Annotated in this window: 21 protein-coding genes; 8 read left to right on the forward strand and 13 right to left on the reverse strand. The window is 64.4% G+C overall.

Translation table 11 applies throughout. The features are described 5' to 3' along the window. Window positions 1–193 precede the first annotated feature (193 nt). The 4 genes from M6E97_RS24990 to gmhB all read right to left on the reverse strand — a co-directional run bounded on the left by M6E97_RS24990 (window position 194) and on the right by gmhB (window position 4305). Window positions 194–2410 (reverse strand): hypothetical protein, encoded by a 2217-nt coding sequence (locus M6E97_RS24990; RefSeq protein WP_023082611.1) that lies wholly within the window; start codon window positions 2408–2410, stop codon window positions 194–196. A 140-nt stretch (window positions 2411–2550) separates the two neighbouring features. Then, window positions 2551–2766, reverse strand: a complete 216-nt coding sequence (locus tag M6E97_RS24995; RefSeq protein WP_016852303.1) for a hypothetical protein — start codon at window positions 2764–2766, stop codon at window positions 2551–2553. Between the two features lie 217 nt (window positions 2767–2983). Continuing rightward, window positions 2984–3757, reverse strand: coding sequence for a lysophospholipid acyltransferase family protein (locus M6E97_RS25000; protein ID WP_003100265.1), 774 nt, complete (start codon window positions 3755–3757; stop codon window positions 2984–2986). Window positions 3758–3768: 11 nt separating this feature from the next. Then, a complete protein-coding gene (gene gmhB, locus M6E97_RS25005) occupies window positions 3769–4305 on the reverse strand; it encodes a D-glycero-beta-D-manno-heptose 1,7-bisphosphate 7-phosphatase (protein WP_033938279.1) in 537 nt (178 codons plus the stop codon). Window positions 4306–4635: 330 nt separating this feature from the next. On the opposite strand from gmhB, the gene M6E97_RS25010 reads away from it, so the two are divergent. Next, window positions 4636–6342: a di-heme-cytochrome C peroxidase gene (locus M6E97_RS25010; RefSeq protein ID WP_033938267.1), complete on the forward strand. Its 1707-nt coding sequence runs from the start codon at window positions 4636–4638 to the stop codon at window positions 6340–6342. Between the two features lie 56 nt (window positions 6343–6398). On the opposite strand, the gene glyS is transcribed toward M6E97_RS25010, so the two are convergent. Together glyS and glyQ are read right to left on the reverse strand one after the other, a co-directional pair. Continuing rightward, window positions 6399–8453 (reverse strand): glycine--tRNA ligase subunit beta, encoded by a 2055-nt coding sequence (glyS, locus tag M6E97_RS25015; RefSeq protein ID WP_267262338.1) that lies wholly within the window; start codon window positions 8451–8453, stop codon window positions 6399–6401. After that, entirely contained in the window at window positions 8453–9400 is a 948-nt protein-coding gene (gene glyQ / locus M6E97_RS25020) for a glycine--tRNA ligase subunit alpha (protein WP_003097276.1), read from the reverse strand. The genes glyS and glyQ overlap by 1 nt, the downstream gene beginning before the upstream one ends. Window positions 9401–9504: 104 nt before the next feature. Here glyQ and M6E97_RS25025 point away from each other — a divergent pair, with 104 nt between their 5' ends. The 4 genes from M6E97_RS25025 (at window position 9505) to M6E97_RS25040 (ending at window position 12239) form a co-directional block, all read left to right on the forward strand. After that, on the forward strand, window positions 9505–10056 hold the full coding sequence (locus tag M6E97_RS25025; RefSeq protein WP_003097280.1) for a DNA-3-methyladenine glycosylase I: 552 nt from the start codon (window positions 9505–9507) through the stop codon (window positions 10054–10056). Window positions 10057–10200: 144 nt separating this feature from the next. Next, window positions 10201–11088 (forward strand): lysophospholipid acyltransferase, encoded by an 888-nt coding sequence (locus tag M6E97_RS25030; RefSeq protein ID WP_003123762.1) that lies wholly within the window; start codon window positions 10201–10203, stop codon window positions 11086–11088. Window positions 11089–11172: 84 nt separating this feature from the next. Further along, a complete protein-coding gene (locus M6E97_RS25035; protein WP_003114645.1) occupies window positions 11173–11439 on the forward strand; it encodes a PilZ domain-containing protein in 267 nt (88 codons plus the stop codon). A gap of 146 nt (window positions 11440–11585) precedes the next feature. Further along, complete coding sequence (locus M6E97_RS25040; protein ID WP_003097286.1) at window positions 11586–12239, forward strand: 7-cyano-7-deazaguanine/7-aminomethyl-7-deazaguanine transporter; 654 nt, start codon at window positions 11586–11588, stop codon at window positions 12237–12239. A gap of 61 nt (window positions 12240–12300) precedes the next feature. Here the strand turns inward: M6E97_RS25040 and M6E97_RS25045 are convergent, their stop codons facing one another. The 6 genes from M6E97_RS25045 to def all read right to left on the reverse strand — a co-directional run bounded on the left by M6E97_RS25045 (window position 12301) and on the right by def (window position 17558). After that, the gene (locus tag M6E97_RS25045; protein WP_033938268.1) at window positions 12301–12573 is read right to left on the reverse strand and encodes a hypothetical protein; all 273 of its coding nucleotides are present in this window, start codon (window positions 12571–12573) and stop codon (window positions 12301–12303) included. Window positions 12574–12886: 313 nt separating this feature from the next. Continuing rightward, window positions 12887–13204 (reverse strand): tetratricopeptide repeat protein, encoded by a 318-nt coding sequence (locus tag M6E97_RS25050; protein WP_003097288.1) that lies wholly within the window; start codon window positions 13202–13204, stop codon window positions 12887–12889. Window positions 13205–13351: 147 nt separating this feature from the next. Next, window positions 13352–14725 carry a Trk system potassium transporter TrkA gene (gene trkA, locus M6E97_RS25055; protein ID WP_003111375.1) on the reverse strand — a complete coding sequence of 458 codons (1374 nt, stop codon included), beginning with the start codon at window positions 14723–14725 and terminating at the stop codon, window positions 13352–13354. Window positions 14726–14751: 26 nt separating this feature from the next. After that, window positions 14752–16056, reverse strand: coding sequence for a 16S rRNA (cytosine(967)-C(5))-methyltransferase RsmB (gene rsmB, locus M6E97_RS25060; protein ID WP_009316075.1), 1305 nt, complete (start codon window positions 16054–16056; stop codon window positions 14752–14754). Further along, window positions 16053–16997: a methionyl-tRNA formyltransferase gene (gene fmt, locus M6E97_RS25065; protein ID WP_023095008.1), complete on the reverse strand. Its 945-nt coding sequence runs from the start codon at window positions 16995–16997 to the stop codon at window positions 16053–16055. Before fmt ends, rsmB begins: the two co-directional genes overlap by 4 nt. Window positions 16998–17051: 54 nt before the next feature. Beyond that, window positions 17052–17558 (reverse strand): peptide deformylase, encoded by a 507-nt coding sequence (gene def, locus M6E97_RS25070; protein WP_003097293.1) that lies wholly within the window; start codon window positions 17556–17558, stop codon window positions 17052–17054. Between the two features lie 138 nt (window positions 17559–17696). On the opposite strand from def, the gene M6E97_RS25075 reads away from it, so the two are divergent. The 3 genes from M6E97_RS25075 to M6E97_RS25085 all read left to right on the forward strand — a co-directional run bounded on the left by M6E97_RS25075 (window position 17697) and on the right by M6E97_RS25085 (window position 20543). Continuing rightward, window positions 17697–18722 carry a LysM peptidoglycan-binding domain-containing protein gene (locus tag M6E97_RS25075; protein ID WP_003097294.1) on the forward strand — a complete coding sequence of 342 codons (1026 nt, stop codon included), beginning with the start codon at window positions 17697–17699 and terminating at the stop codon, window positions 18720–18722. Window positions 18723–18856: 134 nt separating this feature from the next. After that, a complete protein-coding gene (dprA, locus tag M6E97_RS25080) occupies window positions 18857–19945 on the forward strand; it encodes a DNA-processing protein DprA (RefSeq protein ID WP_022580757.1) in 1089 nt (362 codons plus the stop codon). Between the two features lie 40 nt (window positions 19946–19985). Then, window positions 19986–20543 (forward strand): L-threonylcarbamoyladenylate synthase, encoded by a 558-nt coding sequence (locus M6E97_RS25085; protein WP_003097300.1) that lies wholly within the window; start codon window positions 19986–19988, stop codon window positions 20541–20543. A gap of 9 nt (window positions 20544–20552) precedes the next feature. Here the strand turns inward: M6E97_RS25085 and M6E97_RS25090 are convergent, their stop codons facing one another. Further along, the gene (locus M6E97_RS25090) at window positions 20553–21530 is read right to left on the reverse strand and encodes an NADPH:quinone reductase (RefSeq protein ID WP_003097303.1); all 978 of its coding nucleotides are present in this window, start codon (window positions 21528–21530) and stop codon (window positions 20553–20555) included. Window positions 21531–21600: the final 70 nt, after the last annotated feature.

The raw sequence follows: 21600 nt of genomic DNA on the forward strand, positions 1-21600 counted from the left end.
GCAGATGCATCGACATAGGCCAGTTTCTTCTCCGGACTGAACCAGTGAACCTGAAGCTGATCTTCGGCTTCTTTAGCAATGGCCATTTTGACGATACCCCGGCGTTCGCCCTGGCCGCTGGGTAGAGTCTGGCTGACCCAGCAACCAGGAACGTGGGAGAGTTTGAGGGGCTTCATGGGCTAGTCCTTTATCCTTACGGCTCAATGCTTGGCGAAGGTTGGTCGATATTCTGTGTGTGCAAGGCAGATGCGAGCGGTGCAGCTGACCATTGAGGCACAGCCGAATCCTCTTCAACACCGTCGATACCTGCGGTGTCATCCTCGATATCTGAAAGAGGTTCTGTGTCTGCGGGATCAGCCTTCACCTGCTTTCTTTTCCCTGAGGCATTAAGGCTTGGCTCTTCTTCTCTGACATAGGGCTTGTCACTGAAGTAGCAACTGGGCTCCTGGGGATGCTTTGTCTGGAAAACACCAAATTCCCGCAGGCGCTCGGTCTTCTCGATTTCTAGCGTGTCGCAAAGTCCCAGATCACCGTATTCCTCAGCTGGTAGCTCGCGAGGATCATGGAAATCAAAGTGCTGGCTGGCGGGCAAGCAACCTTCCAGGTTGGCAAACCTGAACCATAGGTAGCGTGCAAAGGCTTTAAACGCGCGGCGCAATGTGCTGTTTTCGTACCAGGACGCAAATAGGTTTTCGAGGAAGACCTCGATCTCTTCTACCTGGGGAAGCGACTCAAAGGAGCGCACGATCAGCAGCGCTGTCGGCCAGGACAGAACGTAGTAGGACAGGCGACTACTGCCGGTTTTATCGAAGGCGATCCAGTAGATATCGTTTTCGGCCCAGATCACTTTGATGTGCGCAGCAAGGATCAGCTCCTCAGGAGTGAGCCCCTTTTCGATCTCTCTCTCCAATGCAAGACGAGTTGCCCCCCAGCCGCTCATGACAAAAATCTGCTGAACCAAGGGCAGTGTGCTGAGTGGCCAGTTGGCTTTTCCAATCAGTTCCGCAGCTTTCTGAAGTGCGCGATCTTCACGGGAAAGCTTGTCTGCCAGCCAATCAGTGGATTCGGCTGCTGACGGCTCCTCATTGTCGAAGACTTCATCCGGGTCAAAGGCATAGGCAGCGTAGTCATCGTCTAGATCACGGAAGTCATCCAGAGCGGCGTTGGTGTCCCCGTCGTGTTCTTTGCCCAGCTCGATGATGGTCAGATCATGCAGGTCATGATCGAAGTCGATGTCATCTTCAGGGTCTTCAAGCCCCAGGCCCATTTGCACCGGACTAGGTACGTCCAGCTCAAGTTCATCTTGAGGAAGATCATCATCGTACTCGTCGAGGATCTCGTCATGAACCTCGGAGGGGATGACAGGTTCTTCGGATACTGGAGCAGTATCCGGCGGCTCGGGTAGCTCATCAGTGTCTGGCCCCGGTGGGCTCAACGGTGATGTAGGGATGATTCTTAGAGGTCGTCCCGATTTATTGAATACTTTGACGCTGGCCTTCGATTCGCCGGGCTCAGTGGGTTTTCTTGGCAAGCCAAGTTTGAGAAGGGGCTTTTTAGGAGTTGGTGAAGAGGTCTCGTCTTCATCTACCTGTTCCACCACATCTTCTGTAATGGCCGGGGCTGCATCAAGAGCGTCGGTCTCCTCACCAGCATCGGTGAGTTCAGTCGTTTCAATAGAGGCGGGTTCAACATGGTTTTCCCACCAACCGTCCTGGTTTAAGGGAGGGAGCTGGGCAGAAGCCTGTTGAATGAAACTGAGCTCGTTGTCGACTGCCACAGTCGAGGTCTGGGCACTGGGCACCGATGGGAGTTCCAGTGTCGCCAATGACGTGGCTGAGTCATTTAGAAATGCCAGGTCGCTAGCTGTCGGTAAGTCGTCTTCTGAATCTAGATCTGGCTCTACAAAAGCCTCTTGTTGGCGTTTTAGCAGTAGTGCACGTTGCATTGCCTTGGCCCCGTCAATAGGGCGGCGTTGCAGCATGTACACGCGGCTGAGTAGGTTCAGAAAGTCAGGCTCTTCGCTTGTATCGATAGCCTCAAGCAGGAGTGACTCAGCCGCTTGCAATTTGCCAGCGGCGACGAGGTGATTGACGTCTTGTAGCAGAGTCTCTTTGTTGTGTTGCTTGCTCTTAAGCGAAAGGGGTTGGGGGGCGCGACTTTTCTTGAAATGCAGAATGAGCTCAAGACGGCGGCCGATACCTGCTGCTGCCTGGTGGCTTTTAAGGAACTCACTGAGAAGCGTTCGGGCGGTGGCGTGCTGCCCTTGGGAAATTAGAAGCGCAACTGCTTGAAGCAGACCTTCTGAGGAATGACCTTTCAAGCACGCGCGAATCTTCGTCTCCAGCTCATTTGGATCCGATGCGGCATAGCTCCACAGTTCGTCTAACAGCGCTTCCCAATCCATTTCCATACCAATTCCGTGAGGACACAGCCCAGACCTGCACAAATCGTGGCGTGTAGGGCGCGCACTACCTCATAGGAGTGGGCCTGTGTCGTCTATCACATTATCCAGACCGACCTTGTAGGTAAAGGCAAACAGCCACTACAACATTAAATTCTTGTCTGCACGGCCAGTGCTCGCTCGTTGCCGGATTCACTCACTTCAATGCGTCTTGAAAGCTGTATCAACTGCGCTTCATGGGCTCGAAGCATGGCTTTAAGCTCTGCGTTTTCATGTTCCAGCCCAATGATCGTGCGGAGGCGTAGCTCGCTTATCTGGGTCTGGCCGCTGAGCAGGGTTTGGATGGCCAGAATGTTCTGGTGCATGACCAGGCCAATCTATCCCGAGACTGCGAGGGCGAGAACCACTAGCTCTCCATAAACCCACGGCTCCATGTGTGGGCAGCGGACGCCGGTCGATTCGGTCGATCGTTGCCAACCGGCCTTGCTTTGTGCCTCGCGTGAAAACAAGAAGCCCCGCTATGGCGGGGCTTCTTTTATCGAATCGGCGCACAGTGCACCTTGCAGGGGGCTTTGCGGCCCTTCACGAGACCACCGACGGCTCCGGATGGCTGACCCGCTGTTGGATGGGGCTGATCTCGGCCATGGTCTCGCTGACCCAGGCTTCGGCGCGCTGGTTTAGCTCGGCGATGGCGCGCGGGCCTTCGCCTTCGGCGTGCATCGCCGGGCCGATCACCACCTGGATGGTGCCCGGGTACTTGGCCCAGCCGGCCTTGGGCCAATACTGCCCGGCGTTGTGGGCGATCGGCAGTACCGGTAGCCCGGCGTTGACCGCCAGGGCGGTGCCGCCGCGGGAGAACTTGCCCATCTGCCCCACCGGAATACGCGTGCCTTCCGGGAAGATCAGCACCCAGGCGCCTTTCTTCAGGCACTCGTCGCCCTGCTTGGCCAGTTGCTTGAGGGCCAGCTTCGGCTGGCTGCGGTCGATGGCGATGGGCTTGAGCAGGGCCAGGGCCCAGCCGAAGAACGGCACGTAGAGCAGCTCGCGCTTTAGTACCTGGCTGAGTGGCTCGAAGAAGCCGGAGAGGAAGAAGGTTTCCCAGGTGCTCTGGTGCTTGGAGAGGATCACGCAGGGCTTTTCCGGGATGTTCTCCAGTCCACGCACCTCGTAGCGGATGCCGGCGACCACGCGGGTCAGCCAGATCGCGAAGCGGCACCAGTTCTGTACCACGAAGCGGTAGCGGGCGCGGAACGGCAGGATCGGCGCGATGAAGAAGCTGAGGGTGCCCCAGACGAACGCGCTGGCGGACAGCAGCAGGTAAAAGAGGACGGTTCTGATGGCCTGCACTGTCGACATGTATTCTGACCTTACTGAAGTAATGCGCTGGCGACTGCCGCCAGATCGTCGAATATCAGGGTGCCCTCTGGCAAGGGCTTGCCCAGCGTACGTACACCTTTTCCGGTCTTTACCAACACCGGCTGACAATCGACGGCCCGCGCCGCCTCCAGGTCACCGATGCTGTCGCCGACGAACCAGATACCCGACAGATCGACCCCGTAGTGCTTGCCGATCTGCCGCAGCATACCCGGCTTCGGCTTGCGGCATTCGCAGCCTTCGTCCGGTCCATGCGGACAATAGACGATGAGGCCGACCTCGCCGCCCTGCTCCGCGACCAGTTCGCGCAAGCGCGCATGCATGGCCTCGAGCACGGCCAGGTCGTAATAGCCACGGGCGATGCCGGACTGGTTGGTAGCCACCGCGACGGTCCAGCCGGCCTTGCTCAGGCGGGCGATGGCCTCAATCGAGCTGGGGATGGGGATCCACTCGTCGAGGGTCTTGATGTAATCGTCGGAGTCGAGGTTGATGACTCCATCGCGGTCGAGAATCAGCAGGGAACGGGACATCGATGCGCAGTTGGCCATGAACGGAAAGGATCGATTCTACCTCAGCCAGCCGGAGCATCGCGGATGGATCGACGAGCCCCCTACGCTGGACAATCTGTACTAGATTCAATAATGGCAATGGAATGGCAATCCCAGGCCAGGGAGTCATTTGGCACGCAGCAGTGGGTGTCTCGGAGTACGTGCGAACCCTTGGCGGGTGGATCACCGGAGTAACGCAGTAAGCGCCTATCGCATGCCAGCACGGCCGACCGGCCGTGTTTCCACCACAGGTGGAGCGGGCATGACGACGGGGAGTTCCGGGGCGTCTGCCCGTTCCCAAGGACGGTAACCGTGAAACGCCTGAAAAAGACACTGCACCTTTCAAGCTTGTCCCTCGTTTCCCTGGCTCTTTCTTCCGCCGCCCTGGCGGCCGCTCCGGTCATGCTCGACCAGGGCAAGGAATGGACCGAAAGCCACCGCCAGGACTTCTACAGCCGCGACCAGGGCTCGCAGGTGATGCCCCTGCCCTGGCTCAAGGCGTTGCGACAGCCGGATGGAACGCCTTTCCTCGCCGACAGCCTGGCCCGCTACGGCTATTTGCCCAATCCCAAGGCGCCCGCGGAAGGCCTGCCGGTGGGCTTCACCGTAGCCGGCACGGGCGCCCGGCAGATGGTCGGCATGACCTGTTCGGCCTGCCATACCCGGCAGATCGAGGTGAAGGGCACGGCCTATCGGATCGACGGCGGTCCGGCGATCGTCGACTTCCAGGCATTCCTCGCCGACCTTGATCGGGCCGTGGGACCGCTGACCAGCGATGACGCCGCCTTCGACGCCTTCGCCAAGCAGATCCTCGGGGCCAATCCGCCTCCCGGTGCGCGTGACGCCCTGCTCGCGGCGGTGAAGGAATGGTACGAGCCCTATCACACGCTGATCGAGCGCGCGCTGCCCAAGGACACCTGGGGACCGGCGCGACTGGACGCGGTATCGATGATCTTCAACCGCCTTACCGGGCTGGATATCGGCACCGCGCCGCCCTATCTGATTCCCGACAACATCAAGGCGGCGGATGCGCCGGTGCGCTACCCGTTCCTGTGGAACGCGGCGCGGCAGAACAAGACCCAGTGGCCCGGCTTCGCCGCCAACGGCAACGACCTGCTCGGCCTGGCGCGCAATGTCGGCGAGGTCTACGGGGTGTTCGCCACCTTCCACCCGCAGAAGAGCAAGTTCCACCTGCTGGGCATGGACTACCTGAAGGTCAACTCGGCCAACTTCCACGGGTTGGGCAAGCTGGAGGAGCTGATCAAGAAGATCGGCCCGCCGAAGTGGCCCTGGGCGGTGGACAAGCACCTGGCCAGGAAAGGCGCGCTGATCTTCGCCCGCAAGACCGACGAGGGTGGCTGCGTGGAGTGCCACGGCATCCGGATCAAGGACCTGGTGCTTTGGGACACTCCGCTGAGGGACGTCGGCAGCGACAGCCGCCAGCACGCCATCCTCGATGGCCAGGTGCAGACCGGCGTGATGGAGGGCGCGCGGATGCCGTTCGGCCAGCCGCTGAAGGCGACCGACGGAGCCTTCGATGTACTCGCCGTAGCGGTGGCCGGTTCGATCCTGCAGCACTTCGTGCCGATCCTCGGTGAGAAGCACGATGCCAAGGCGGCGGCGGTCAAGCCGGAAAGCGTGATGACCGACGAAACCCGGCAACTGCTGACCGCCTTCCAGAAGCCAGTGCGTACCCAGGCCGACCCCTACCCCTACGAGTCGCGGGTCCTGCAGGGGATCTGGGCGGCGGCGCCGTACCTGCACAACGGCTCGGTGCCGACCCTGGAAGAGTTGCTGAAGCCGGCCGCGGAGCGGGTGGAATCCTTCCCGGTGGGCTCGGCCTACGACGTGGACAAGGTCGGCCTCGCCGCCCAGCAGACCCAATTCGGCAGCTATGTGCTGAAGACCACCGGCTGCGAGCAGCGTGCTTCCGGCAACAGCCGCTGCGGCCATGAGTACGGCACCAGCCTGTCGGCCGAGGAGAAGCGCGCGCTGCTGGAGTATCTGAAGGTCCTGTAGTGAAAAAGGCCCGGTGTCGCGAGGACGCCGGGCCTTTTCTTCGAGGCGGGACTGGCTCAGCCGAGCAGCGAGATGTCCGCCACCCCGAGGAACGACCCGCGCAGCTTGGCCAGCAGCGCATAGCGGTTGGCGCGCACCGCCGCGTCGTCGACATTGACCATCACATCGGCGAAGAACGTATCCACCGGCTCGCGCAAGGCCGCCAGGCGGGCCAGCGCGGCGCGATAGTCGCGTGCCGCTGCCAGCGGCGCGACTTCGCTCTCGGCGTTCGCCACGGCGCTGCCCAGGGCCTTCTCGGCGGCTTCCACCAGCAGGCTGGCATCCACGTTCGGCGGAACCTCGTCCTCGGACTTGGCGAGAATATTCGACACCCGTTTGTTCGCCGCGGCCAGGGCCTCGGCTTCAGGCAACTGGCGGAAGGCCTGGACGGCCTGTACGCGCTGGTCGAAGTCCAGCGGCGAGCTTGGCTTGAGCGCGCGCACCGACTGGTACACGGCCACGTCCACGCCTTCGTCCTCGTAGCGCGCGCGCAGGCGGTCGAACACGAAGTCCAGCACCTGCTCGGCCAGGCCGGCGGCCTTGACCTTGTCGCCATATTGCTCGACGGCGGCGTTGACCGCGGCTACCAGGTCCAGGTCGAGCTGCTTCTCGATGAGGATGCGCAGCACGCCCAGCGCAGCGCGGCGCAGCGCGTAGGGGTCCTTGCTGCCGGTGGGAAGCATGCCGATGCCGAAGATACCGACCAGGGTATCGAGCTTGTCGGCCACCGCCACGGCGGCGCCGGTCAGGGTCGAGGGTAGCTCGGCGCCGGCGCCGCGCGGCATGTACTGCTCGTTGAGGGCCAGGGCGACGTCTTCCGCTTCGCCGCCGTGGGTGGCGTAGTAGTAGCCGGCGATGCCCTGCATCTCGGGGAACTCGCCGACCATCTCGGTCGCCAGGTCGCACTTGGACAGGATGCCGGCGCGCGCGGCGTTCTGCGCATTGCCGCCTATACGTTCGGCGATGTAGGCGGCCAGGCCGGAGACGCGCTGGGCCTTCTCGAACACGGTGCCGAGCTGGGCCTGGAACACTACGTTGCGCAGGCGCTCGTTGAAGCTTTCGAGCGGCTGCTTCTTGTCCTGCTTGAAGAAGAACTCGGCGTCGGTGAGGCGCGGACGAACCACCTTCTCGTTACCGCTGACGATGTTCTCCGGCGCCTTGCTCTCGACGTTGGCGACGGTGATGAAGCGCGGCAGCAGCTTGCCGTTGGCGTCCAGCAGGCAGAAGTATTTCTGGTTGTCCTGCATGGTGGTGATCAGGGCTTCCTGCGGGACCTCGAGGAAGCGCTCCTCGAAGGAGCAGACCAGCGGCACCGGCCACTCGACCAGTGCAGTCACTTCGTCGAGCAGGCTCGGCGGCACGATGGCGCTGCCCTGTTGCTCGGCGGCCAGTTCGGCCACGCGCTTGGCGATCAGCTCGCGGCGCTCGGCGAAATCGGCCAGCACATGAGCGCCGCGCAGGTCTTCCAGGTACGCTGCCGGGCTGGAAATACGCACATTGTCCGGATTGTGGAAGCGGTGGCCACGGGATTCGCGCCCGGCTTTCTGGGCGAGGATCTCGGACTCGACCACGTCGTCGCCGAACAGCATCACCAGCCATTGGGTCGGACGCACGAACTCCTCGCGGCGAGCTGCCCAGCGCATCCGCTTGGGAATTGGCAGTTCGTTCAACGAGGCCTCGACGATGCCCGGCAGCAGGCCGGCGGCCGGTTGGCCGGCGATGGTCTGGCTGAAGCGCAGCTTCGGACCGCTCTTGTCGATCTGCTGCAGATCCACGCCGCACTTCTTGGCGAAGCCCAGGGCGGCCTGGGTCGGGTTACCGCTGGCGTCGAAGGCGGCCTGTAGCGGCGGGCCGTCTAGGTTGACGGTACGGTCGGGCTGCTGCACGGCGAGTTGCTCGACCAGCACGGCGAGACGGCGCGGCGCCGCATAGAAACGCGCAGCGGCATAGCTCAGACCGGCAGCCTTGAGGCCCTTCTCGATACCGCTGAGGAAGGCTTCGCCGAGGCTGTTGAGGGCTTTTGGCGGCAGCTCTTCGGTGCCCAGTTCGACCAGGAAATCCTTGGCGCTCATCATTCGGCCTCCTTCAGCTTGGCCAGTACTTCGTCACGCAATTCGGGGGTGGCCATGGGGAAGCCGAGGCGCGCGCGGGCCTGCAGGTAGCTCTGCGCCACGGCGCGGGCCAGGGTACGCACGCGAAGGATGTAGCGCTGGCGCTCGGTGACCGAGATGGCGCGCCGCGCATCCAGCAGGTTGAAGGTATGCGAAGCCTTGAGGACCATCTCGTAGGTCGGCAACGGCAGCTCCAGCGCGATCAGGCGGTTGGCTTCGCTTTCGTAGAAGTCGAACAGTTCGAACAGTTTCGGCACGTTGGCGTGCTCGAAGTTGAAAGTGGATTGCTCCACCTCGTTCTGGTGGAACACGTCGCCATAGGTGACCTTGCCGAACGGGCCGTCGGTCCAGACCAGGTCGTAGACCGAGTCCACGCCCTGCAGGTACATGGCCAGGCGCTCCAGGCCGTAGGTGATCTCGCCGGTGACCGGATAGCACTCGATGCCGCCGACCTGCTGGAAGTAGGTGAACTGGGTGACTTCCATGCCGTTCAGCCAGATTTCCCAACCCAGGCCCCAGGCGCCGAGGGTCGGCGACTCCCAGTTGTCCTCGACGAAGCGGATGTCGTGGACCAGCGGGTCGATGCCGATGGCTTTCAGCGAGCCGAGGTACAGCTCCTGGAAGTTCTCCGGGTTCGGCTTCAGGACCACCTGAAACTGGTAGTAGTGCTGCAGGCGGTTGGGGTTCTCGCCGTAGCGGCCGTCGGTGGGGCGGCGGCTCGGCTGGACGTAGGCGGCGTTCCAGGTCTCCGGGCCGATGGCGCGGAGGAAGGTGGCGGTGTGGAAGGTGCCGGCGCCCACTTCCATGTCGTAGGGCTGCAGCACCACGCAGCCCTGCTCGGCCCAGTAGTTCTGCAGGGCGAGAATCAGGTCTTGGAAGGTGCGCACGGCGGGCGTAGTCTGGCTCACGAAATTCACCTGTGCTGAGGCTTCGATACAAAACGCGGAAGTATACCCGATTCCCGCGCCGCCTCGCCCGTCCCCCCGATCCCTGGAAAACCACGGAAAGCCTTATGCCACGCTGCTTCTGGTGCAACGACGATCCTCTCTACATGGCCTACCACGACGAGGAGTGGGGTGTGCCGCAGCGCGATCCCGACGCGCTGTTCGAACTTCTGCTGCTGGAGGGCTTCCAGGCCGGGTTGTCCTGGATCACCGTGCTGAAGAAGCGCGAGCGCTACCGCGAGGTGCTGTTCGGCTTCGACGTGCAGCGGGTGGCACAAATGAGCGACGCTGAGATCGACGAACTGATGCTCGACCCCGGCATCATTCGCAATCGGGCCAAGCTCAACGCTGCGCGGCAGAACGCCCAGGCCTGGCTGGAGCTGGATGACCCGGCTGGGTTCCTCTGGTCCTTCGTCGGCGGCCAGCCGAAGATCAACCATTTCGCTGGTCGTGCCGAGGTGCCGGCGATTACCCCGGAAGCCGAGGCCATGAGCAAGGCGCTGCGCAAGGCCGGCTTCAACTTCGTCGGGCCGACCATCTGCTACGCCTTCATGCAGGCCAGCGGCATGGTCATGGACCATACCCAGGACTGCGACCGTTACGCCCAACTCGTCGGCTAGCCGGGCGCTCCCTGATGGATGCGTTCGGATGTTCCACGTGGAACATCGGCGCGCAGCATAGCTGGTCGCCCCGCTTCCTTGGCTGCCGCCCTCGCCCTTCTTCCTGGCGTACAATGCGCGTTCGAGTCGAGCGAGGAGTGTTTCGTGGAGAAATTCAAAGGTGCCCTGGTGGTGGGGGCCCTACGCCTGTTCGCGCTATTGCCCTGGCGTGCCGTGCAAGGCGTCGGGGCCGGCATAGGCTGGCTGATGTGGAAATTGCCGAATCGATCCCGCGAGGTAGTGCGGATCAACCTGTCCAAGTGCTTCCCCGAGTTGTCCGAAACCGAACTGGAAAAGCTGGTCGGACAAAGCCTGATGGATATTGGCCGTACCCTCACCGAAAGTGCCTGTGCCTGGATCTGGGCGCCTGAAAAGTCGCTGAGGTACATCCGCGAGGTCGAAGGCATGGAAGTGCTGGAGGAAGCGCTGGCTTCCGGCGATGGCCTGGTCGGCATTACCAGTCACCTGGGAAACTGGGAAGTACTCAACCACTTCTATTGCTCCTACGCCAAGCCGATCATCTTCTATCGTCCGCCCAAGCTGAAGGCAGTCGACGAATTGCTGAAGAAGCAACGCGTGCAATTGGGCAACCGCGTCGCACCTTCCACTCCGGAGGGTATCCTCAGCGTCATCAAGGAAGTGAAGAAAGGCGGTTGCGTAGGGATTCCCGCCGACCCCGAGCCCGCGCGTACCGCTGGGCTCTTCGTGCCCTACCTGGGCACCACTGCATTGATCAGCAAGTTCGTCCCGCAGTTGCTTTCACGCGGCAAGGCGCGTGGAGTGTTCTTCCATGCGGTGCGCCTGCCCGATGGTAGCGGTTACAAGGTGATCCTCGAAGCGGCTCCGGCGGACATGTACGACAAGGACCTGGAAGTGTCTGTAGCAGCCATGAGCCGCGAGTTGGCGAAGTATGTACGAGCCTATCCCAGCCAGTACATGTGGAGCATGAAGCGCTTCAAGAACCGCCCGGATGGCGAGAAAAAATGGTACTGAGGAAAGGGCGTCGGAAGACGCCTTTTTCATATCCGGGTACTATGCTCAGCTCTGCCGCCTCCTCCGCAGGTCCCGAGGGACTCGATGGATAATCAACGACAATACCCACGAACCCCGCTCAAGTGCCGAATCCGTATCAGTCACCCGTTATTTGGCGAGCTGATGGCGCAGACCCGCGACCTCTCCGACACCGGGGTCTATGTCAAACACCCGGATCTGACCCAGCTCCCAACAGGCAGTGTCGTTACTGGCCAGGTACAGGATCTGCCGATCGACGCGCCGATCCTGCAGATGGAAGTCGTGCGAGTCGATGCGGAAGGCGTCGGCCTGCGCTTTCTCAGCGAAGCCTGAACGGTGATGTTCCACGTGGAACCCCAGGCATGAGCCACTGATCACAGAGTGGGCGAAACCGCTGCCGGTTATCGGCTAGAATGCGCGCCGCTCGGCATGGTGCCGGGCATGGGTTCCCTCACCCCATCGCGCAAAAAGGACAGTACATGTCAGCTTCTTCTCCGGCGGCCTGGCGCGGCACCCTGGCCGGCCTGATCGCCTTCCACATCTTCATCATCATCGCCAGCAACTACCTGGTGCAGTTGCCGATCACCCTGTTTGGCTGGCACACCACCTGGGGCGCCTTCAGCTTTCCGTTCATCTTCCTGGCTACCGACCTCACCGTGCGCCTGCTGGGCAAGGGCCCTGCCCGGCTGGTCATCGCCCGGGTCATGATCCCGGCGTTGATCGCCTCCTACGTGGTCTCGGTGTTGTTCCAGGAAGCGGCGTTCCGTGGCTTCTCCGCGCTGCTCGAGTTCAACACCTTCGTCGCACGGATCTCCCTGGCAAGCTTCCTCGCCTATGTGCTCGGGCAGATCCTCGACATCCAGGTATTCGACCGCCTCCGTCGTTCCCGGCACTGGTGGACCGCGCCAGTCGCCTCGACCATCCTCGGCAACCTGCTGGACACCTTCACCTTCTTCTTCGTGGCGTTCTGGCGCAGCGACAATCCGTTCATGGCGCAGCACTGGGTGGAAATCGCCACGGTGGACTACGGAGTGAAGCTGAGCATCAGCCTTCTGCTGTTCGTGCCGCTCTACGGCATGCTACTCAACGGCATCCTGAAGATGCTGCCGGGGCGGCCGCAGAGCAACGCTTGAGGCTCATCGAGGCAGTCTGGAGGAAGGGCGCAACGGCCGTGACCGTTGCGCCCTTCTTCGTTCAGGAGGTGGTAGCCCGGTGCGCGGCCGTGAGCAGCGTCAGGGCATCGCCGCCGAGCGTGACCAGGATGTGCGCCACGCGCTGAATGGGAACGCCCTGCCCTGTCCGCACTTCGATCCTTTCCAAGGCCTGGAGGAGACCGAGGAGAGCCCTCAGGCGCTCCTGTACGGATTCGAGCATCTCATTGGCGGAGGCGTTCCGGTGAACGTAGAGAATCGCTTGCTCGTATGGGTATTCGACATAGGACGGGACTGAACGCTCGTGCTTCGACATGTTGGCTCCGGAAAAGTAGTTGAAGTCAGGTGTCGCGTTCGGGCTTGGACCGAAGCGATGAGTCGAAGCTAGAGGGCCGGCAGCGGTCGCTCAAGGGGTGTTGGGCGTTCGGGATGCAGGCTACATCGTTGACAGAAGTTGCCTACGAATGTGTGGAACAGGTCTTTGTAAAAGTGTCGTCGGGGCGTGCTCGAACCGTTCTGCCAGCGCTCGATGAGGACGCCCGACCCGTCTGCCGGGACTCCGGCCTACGGGTGGAGAGAACGCGCTGTACTCCGTCCTGGCCGGGGAAGCGGGAGCCTCGGCCGGACGCTCAGGTTCTCGCCCTGTCGAGCTTGCGCAGGAACACCGTCATTTCCTTTTCGGCCTGCTTGTCGCCATGCGTCGCGGCAGCTGCCAGGCCTTGCTCCCAGGCCTGCCGGGCGCCCGCGAGATCGCCGGCAGCCTGGCGCGCCTTGCCCAGCAGTTTCCAGCCAGCGGAATACTTCGGGTCCTGCTCTACGCAACGCTGGAGGTGTTCCGTCGCGCGTTCGGCGTCGCCCGCGTCCAGGTAGCCCTTGCCCAGGCCGAAGCGCAGCAGCGCATTGTCTACGCCTTTGGCCAGCATCTTTTCCAGACCTTCGATCATCACCCTGCCCTCTTCCAACGATGTCGGCTATTGTGCCCGGCTCCGGCCAGGCTTTGCACGGAACAGGGGCTTCGGCCGTTGCGAAGAAGGCACGCGGCCCCTTCGTGTTCGTAGGCCGAAGCCCTATCGCCGTTCGCGATAGGGCGTGCCTCAGAAGAACGTCAGGCCGGCCTGGAACAGTCGTTCGACGTCGCGGATGTATTTCTTGTCGACCAGGAACAGCAGCACGTGGTCGCCGCTCTCGATGTGGGTGTCGCCGTGGGCGATCAGCACTTCCTCGTCGCGCACCAGCGCGCCGATGGTGGTGCCCGGCGGCAGCTTGATCTCGTTGATCGAGCGACCGATCACCTTGCTCGACTTGGCGTCGCCATGGGCCACCACCTCGATCGCTTCGGCTGCGCCGCGGCGCAGCGAGTGTACGCTCTCGATGTCGCCGCGGCGAACGTGGGCCAACAGGGTGCCGATGGTCGCCAGTTGCGGGCTGATGGCGATGTCGATCTCGCCGCCTTGCACCAGGTCGACATAGGCCGGGTTGTTGATCAGGGTCATCACCTTGCTCGCGCCGAGCCGCTTGGCCAGCAGCGAGGACATGATGTTGGCCTCGTCGTCGTTGGTCAGGGCGAGGAACACGTCGGTCTCGCCGATGTTCTCCTCCAGCAGCAGGTCGCGGTCGGAAGCGCTGCCGTTGAGCACGATGGTGCTGTCCAGGGTATCCGAGAGGTGCCGGCAGCGCAGCGGGCTGCGCTCGATGATCTTCACCTGGTAGCGGCTCTCGATGGCCTCGGCCAGGCGCTCGCCGACATTGCCGCCGCCGGCGATGATGATCCGCTTGTAGCTGTCGTCGAGCCTGCGCATCTCGCCCATTACCGCGCGGATATGGGCCTTGGCGGCGATGAAGAAGACTTCGTCGTCGGCCTCGATCACCGTGTCGCCCTGGGGAATGATCGGCCGGTTGCGGCGGTAGATCGCGGCGACGCGGGTATCCACGTTCGGCATGTGCTCGCGCAACTGGCGCAGCTCCTGCCCTACCAGAGGGCCGCCGTAGTAGGCCTTGATCCCGACCAGTTGCGCCTTGCCTTCGGCGAAGTCGATCACCTGCAACGCGCCGGGATGTTCGATCAGGCGCTTGATGTAGTTGGTGACCACCTGCTCCGGACTGATCAGCACGTCCACCGGGATCGCCTCGTTGTCGAACAGGCCGGTACGGGTCAGGTAGGCCGGCTCGCGGACGCGGGCGATCTTGGTCGGGGTGTTGAACAGGGTGTAGGCGACCTGGCAGGCGACCATGTTGGTCTCGTCGCTATTGGTCACCGCCACCAGCATGTCGGCGTCGTCGGCGCCGGCCTGGCGCAGCACCGTGGGGAACGAGGCCTTGCCTTGCACGGTGCGGATGTCGAGGCGGTCGCCGAGGTCGCGCAGGCGGTCGCCGTCGGTGTCGACCACGGTGATGTCGTTGGCTTCGCTGGCCAGGTGCTCGGCCAGTGTGCCGCCGACCTGGCCGGCACCTAGGATGATGATTTTCATGGCAGGAACGGCTCGTCAGGTTTCGATCAACGGGCGGATATCTTGATCAGCTTGGCATAGTAGAAGCCATCGTGGCCTTCCACCTGCGGCAACAACTGGCGGCCGTGGGGCTGTTTCATGCCCCAGGGGCCGGGAAGGTCCAGTTCGCGGGCGCCGGGCGTACGGGCAAGGAAGGCGGCGATGCTGTCGCTGTTTTCTGCCGGCATCACCGAACAGGTGGCATAGAGCAGCACGCCGCCGACTTCCAGGGTAGGCCACAGTGCGTCGAGCAATTCACCTTGCAGGTGCGCCAGGGCGGCGATGTCTTCCGGCTTGCGCGCCAGCTTGATGTCCGGGTGGCGGCGGATCACCCCGGTGGCCGAGCACGGCGCGTCGAGGAGGATGCGCTGGAACGGCTTGCCGTCCCACCACTCCCCGGTGGCCCTGGCGTCGGCGGCGACCAGGCTGGCTTGCAGGCCGAGCCGCTGGAGGTTTTCCCGAACCCTTACCAGGCGGCTCTCCTCGAGGTCGACGGCGACCACTTCGGCCAGTCCCGGCTGGGTTTCCAGCAGGTGGCAGGTCTTGCCGCCAGGCGCACAGCAGGCGTCGAGGACACGCTGGCCGGGCGCGCTTTCGAGCAGCTCGGCGGCCAGTTGCGCGGCTTCGTCCTGGACGCTGACGCGGCCCTCCGCGAAGCCCGGTAGTTCGCGTACGTCGCGCGGCGCGGCGAGCTGGATGCCGTCGCGGCTGTAGTCGCAGGCGCGGGCCTCGATCCCGGCTTCGGCGAGTTCGGCCAGGTAGGCATCGCGCTCGCCGTGGCGCCGATTGACCCGCAAGGTCATCGGCGGGTGTGCGTTGTTCGCCGCGCAGAGCGTGTCGAGTTGCTCCGGCCAGGCCTGCTTGAGCGCTTTCAGCAGCCAGCGCGGATGGCCCAGGCGCGCCGAGGGATCGCGGTCGACCTCGGCCAGCAGCGTCTCGCCTTCGCGCTGCGCGCGGCGCAGCACGGCGTTGAGCACGCCCTTGGCCCAGCCCTTCTTCAGCTTGTCGGCGCAGCCGACGGTCTCGCCGATCGCGGCGTGCGGCGGAATCCGCGTGTAGAGCAACTGGTAGAGGCCGATCAGCAACAGGGCGTGGATATCGGTGTCGGCGGCCTTGAACGGCTTCTGCAACAGGCGCGCGGCCAGGGCCTGCAGGCGCGGTTGCCAGCGTGCCGCGCCGAAGGCCAGCTCCTGGGTCAGGCCGCGATCGCGCGGGGCGACCTTGTCCAGTTGCGGCGGCAACGCGCCAGACAGCGAGGCGCGTCCGGCGAGCACCGCGGCCAGCGCCTGGCAGGCGGCGAGACGCGGGTTCATTGGCCGAGCACCTGGCCGGTGGCGAATTGCTCGCGACGGCTGTTGTAGAGGTCGGCGAAGGCCAGTGGCTTGCCGCCCGGCACTTGCAGGCGGGTCAGGCGCAGGGCGCCTTCGCCGCAGGCGACCAGCAGGCCGTCGCGGCTGGCCTCGAGGATGGTTCCGGGCGCCCCGCTGCCCTGCCCCAGGCTGGCGCCGAGGACTTTCAGCGGCGCATCGGCGAGGCTGGTGTGGCAGACCGGCCAGGGGGTGAAGGCGCGGACCTGGCGCTCCAGTTCGACGGCCGGACGGCTCCAGTCGAGGCGTGCCTCGTCCTTGTTCAGCTTGTGCGCGTAGGTGGCCAGGGCGTCGTCCTGGACCTCGCCATGCAGGGTGCCGGCGGCCAGGCCGGCGATGGCTTCGACCACCGCTTTCGGGCCGAGCGCGGCGAGCCGGTCGTGCAGGCTGCCGCCGGTGTCCGCGGCGGAAATCGGCGTGCTCACCTTGAGCAGCATCGGGCCGGTGTCGAGCCCTGCTTCCATCTGCATCACGGTGACGCCGCTCTCTGCGTCGCCGGCTTCCACCGCGCGCTGGATCGGCGCGGCGCCGCGCCAGCGCGGCAGTAGCGAGGCGTGGCTGTTGATGCAGCCCAGGCGCGGGATATCGAGTACCGCCTGGGGCAGGATCAGGCCATAGGCGACCACCACCATCAGGTCCGCGCGCAGCGCCGCCAGCTCCGCCTGGGCCTCGGCATTGCGCAGGCTCTGCGGCTGCATGACCGGCAGGCCATGCTCCAGGGCCAGGCTCTTCACCGCGCTGGGCATCAGTTTCTGCCCGCGGCCGGCCGGCCGGTCGGGCTGGGTGTAGACGGCGACGATCCGATGTGGGGTGTCGAGCAGGGCCTTGAGATGCTCGGCGGCGAATTCCGGGGTTCCGGCGAAGACGATGCGCAATGCTTGGCTCATGCGGGGCTCGCTAAAAGAAAAAGGCTTGCCGGGGCAAGCCTTTGGGGGATGGGGTCACGCCTGCTGTCGATGCTGCTTTTCCAGCTTCTTGCGGATGCGGTCGCGCTTGAGGGTGGACAGGTAGTCGACGAACAGCTTGCCGTTGAGGTGGTCGCATTCGTGCTGGATGCATACCGCCAGCAGGCCTTCGGCGACTTCCTCGAAGGGGTTGCCGTCGCGGTCGAGGGCCTTGATCCGGACCTTCTGCGGTCGGTCCACGTTCTCGTAGAAGCCGGGTACCGACAGGCAGCCTTCCTGGTACTGGTCCATTTCCTCGGTCAGCGGTTCGAACTCGGGGTTGATGAATACCCTCGGCTCGGACTTGTCTTCGCTGAGGTCCATGACCACGATGCGCTTGTGCACGTTCACCTGGGTCGCGGCGAGGCCGATGCCCGGGGCTTCGTACATGGTTTCGAACATGTCGTCGATCAGCTGGCGCACCGCGTCGTCGACCACCTCCACCGGTTTGGCGATGGTCCGCAGGCGCGGATCGGGGAATTCGAGAATGTTCAGGATGGCCATATGCGTTTGTGATGCACTTGTGGAATCGATTGAAAATCCGCTGCTAAGATGGCGCGCAGCTTGAAAACGGCTTCAGACCGCGTTTCTCGCGGGCTTCGGGCGTTTCGCGTATGTCGACATGATAAAGGGATTCACTGCATGAGGAAATCACTAGTCGCCCTTCTGCTCCTTGCCGCGAGCGGTCTGGCGCAGGCCCAGGTCGACCTCAGGGAAGGGCATCCGGACCGCTACACGGTGGTCAGGGGCGATACCCTGTGGGACATCTCGGGGAAATTCCTCCGCCAGCCATGGAAGTGGCCGGAACTCTGGCACGCCAACCCGCAGATCCAGAATCCCCACCTGATCTACCCCGGCGACACCCTCAGCCTGGTCTACGTCGATGGCCAGCCGCGCCTGGTGCTGAACCGTGGCGAATCGCGCGGGACCATCAAGCTGTCGCCGAAGATCCGCAGCACGCCGATCGCCGAGGCCATCCCGACCATCCCGCTGGACAAGATCAACAGCTTCCTGCTGGCCAACCGCATCGTCGATGACGAGAAGACCTTCACCAGCGCGCCGTACATCGTCGCCGGCAACGCCGAGCGGATCGTCAGCGGCACCGGCGACCGCATCTACGCCCGCGGCAAGTTCGCCGACGGCCAGCCGGCCTATGGCATCTTCCGCCAGGGCAAGGTCTACATCGATCCGAAGACCAAGGAAGTCCTCGGCATCAACGCCGACGACATCGGCGGCGGCGAGGTGGTAGCCACCGAAGGCGACGTCGCGACCCTGGCGCTGACCCGCACCACCCAGGAAGTGCGCCTGGGCGACCGCCTGTTCCCCACCGAGGAGCGTGCGGTGAATTCCACCTTCATGCCCGGCGAGCCGAGCCGCGAGGTGAAGGGCGAAATCATCGACGTACCGCGTGGCGTGACCCAGATCGGCCAGTTCGACGTGGTCACCCTGAACCGTGGCCAGCGCGACGGGCTGGCCGAGGGCAACGTGCTGGCGATCTACAAGGTCGGCGAGACGGTGCGCGACCGCGTTACCGGTGAGTCGGTGAAGATTCCCGACGAACGCGCCGGCCTGCTGATGGTGTTCCGTACCTACAAGAAGCTGAGCTACGCCCTGGTTCTGATGGCCAGCAGGCCGCTCTCGGTAACCGACAGGGTGCAGAATCCCTGACTCGAAACCCCCGCCTCGGCGGGGGTTTCGCGTTTCTGGGGGAAGGAAATTTCATACGACGGTTTCCAGGATGGAAGCCGGACCCTTCCCCTCTTCCTGTCAGCGATGGACCTGCCTGCTATGGATGAGTCGCGATGAAGAACCATTCTCCAGCCGAACTGGAAGCACGGCTGCGCCTGCATGGCCTGCCCGAACTGGGACCCATGCGCTTCCTGCGCTTGATCGAGGCCTTCGGTTCGGCCTCTTCCGCGCTTGCCGCGCCAGCCGGTGCCTGGCGCACCCTGGGAGTGCCTGCCGAGGCCGCCGCCGCGCGGCGCAGCCCGGCGGTGCGGGAAGCGGCGAGTGAAGCCCTGCGCTGGCTGGAAGGTCCGCGTAGGCAGCTGCTGATGTGGGACGACCCGGGATACCCGGCACTGCTCGCCGAAGTTGCCGATGCCCCGCCGCTGCTGTACGTCGAAGGCGCTCCGGAGACTCTGGAACGGCCGCAACTGGCGATGGTCGGCAGCCGCCGCGCCAGCCCCGCCGGGCTGGGCACCGCCCGGAGCTTTGCGCGCAGCCTGGCGCAGGGCGGCTTCGCCATCACCAGCGGGCTGGCCCTGGGAATCGATGGCGCCGCCCACGAGGGCGCGCTGGAGGTTGGCGGCGCGACCGTGGCAGTCCTCGGCACCGGCCTGCGCAGGCTCTATCCGCGGCGCCACGAGGCGCTGGCGCGGCGCATCGTCGAGGGTGGCGGCGCGCTGGTCTCGGAGCTGCCGCTGGACAGTCCGCCGCTGCCGGCAAACTTTCCCCGGCGCAACCGCATCATCAGCGGACTCTCGCTGGGTGTGCTGGTGGTCGAGGCAAGTCCCGCCAGCGGCTCGCTGATCACCGCGCGGCTGGCGGCGGAACAGGGTCGCGAGGTGTACGCCATTCCGGGTTCCATCCACCATCCCGGCGCACGTGGCTGCCACCAACTGATTCGCGATGGCGCGCTGCTGGTGGAAAGCGTCGGGCACGTGCTCGAAGCACTGCGCGGCTGGGCGCAGGCGGAGCCAGCGGAAGCGCCGGCGCAGCCCCTGCCCCACCCTTTGCTGGCGCTGCTGCGCGCCGCGCCCTACACCAGCGAAGGCCTGGCTGCCGCCAGCGGCATGACGCTGCCCGACGTGCTGGCGACGCTCAGCGAACTGGAACTCGACGGCCGGGTCGCCTGCGAGGCCGGCACCTGGGTGCATCGCTCCGGCTGAAACCGTACACTTCGCGCACCCTGTCCGCTGGAGTGAGTCGATGATCAGCAGCTTTCGTGCGCAATGCGCCGCCCGGGTCGTCCGCGAGGGCGGCGTGATCGCCTATCCCACCGAGGCGGTATGGGGGCTCGGCTGCGACCCGTGGAACGAGGATGCGGTGTATCGCCTGCTGGCGCTGAAGGCGCGGCCGGTGGAAAAGGGCCTGATCGTGGTGGCGGCGAACATCCACCAGCTCGACTTCCTTCTCGAAGACCTGCCGGACGTCTGGCTGGACCGCCTGGCCGGTACCTGGCCGGGGCCGAACACCTGGCTGGTGCCGCACCAGGAGCGCCTGCCGGAGTGGGTCACCGGCGTCCATGACAGCGTCGCCGTGCGGGTCACCGACCACCCCCTGGTACAGGAACTGTGCCATCTCACCGGTCCGCTGATCTCCACCTCGGCCAATCCGGCCGGGCGCCCGGCGGCGCGCACGCGGCTGCGGGTGGAGCAATACTTCCACGACGAGCTGGACGCTATCCTCGGCGGCGCCCTTGGCGGGCGCCGCAACCCCAGCCTGATCCGCGACCTGGTGACCGGGCAGGTCATCCGCCCGGCCTGAGTACGCGCTTCAGGGCAACAGTACGGTCGAGCCGGTGGTTCGCCGTGCGGCCAGTTCGGTATGCGCCCTGGCTGCTTCGGCCAGGGCGAAGCGCTGGTTGATCTCGATGCGGATGTCACCGCGCTCGATCAGGCCGAACAGCTCGTCGGCCATCGCCTGGAGTTTTTCCGGGGTATCGGCGTAGCTGCCCAGGGTCGGCCGGGTCACGTACAGCGAACCCTTCTGCGAGAGGATGCCGAGGTTGACCCCGGTCACCGGCCCCGAGGCGTTGCCGAAGCTGACCAGCAAGCCGCGCGGCGCCACGCAGTCCAGCGAGGTTTCCCAGGTATCCTTGCCCACCGAGTCGTAGACCACCGGGCACTTCTTCCCGTCGGTCAGTTCGAGCACCCGCCGCGCCACGTTCTCGTGGCTGTAGTCGATGGTCTCCCAGGCACCGTGCTGCCTGGCCAGGCGCGCCTTTTCCGGCGAGCTGACGGTGCCGATCAGTTGCACTCCAAGGGCCTTGGCCCATTGGCAGGCGAACAGGCCCACGCCGCCCGCGGCGGCATGGAAGAGAATGGTTTCGCCGCCCCGCAGTTCGTAGGTCTGGCGCAGCAGGTATTGGGTGGTGAGCCCCTTGAGCATCACCGCGGCGGCCTGTTCGAAGTCGATGCCGTCGGGCAGGTGGACCAGCTTCTCCTCCGCCAGCACATGCAGTTCGCTGTAGGCGCCCAGCGGGCCGGTGGCGTAGGCGACGCGGTCGCCGACCTTGAAACGGGTCACTTCGCTGCCCACCGCCTCGACCTCGCCGGCACCTTCGCTACCCAGCCCCGAAGGGAAGCCGGGGGCTGGATAGAGGCCGCTACGGTAGTAGGTGTCGATGAAGTTCAGGCCGATGGCGCGATTACGCACGCGGACTTCCCGGGGGCCCGGCTCGGCGGGTTGGTAGTCGCGGTATTCGAGGACTTCGGGGCCGCCGTAGGCAGCGAACTGGATGCGCTTGGCCATGCTGGAACTCCTGCTTCGTCAGGGTTTCGGACGGTCGCGCCGGGTGGGCGACCCTGGGTAAAGGCCTTCA

Source organism: Pseudomonas sp. B111 (assembly GCF_026428275.1).
GTDB lineage: Bacteria > Pseudomonadota > Gammaproteobacteria > Pseudomonadales > Pseudomonadaceae > Pseudomonas > Pseudomonas aeruginosa.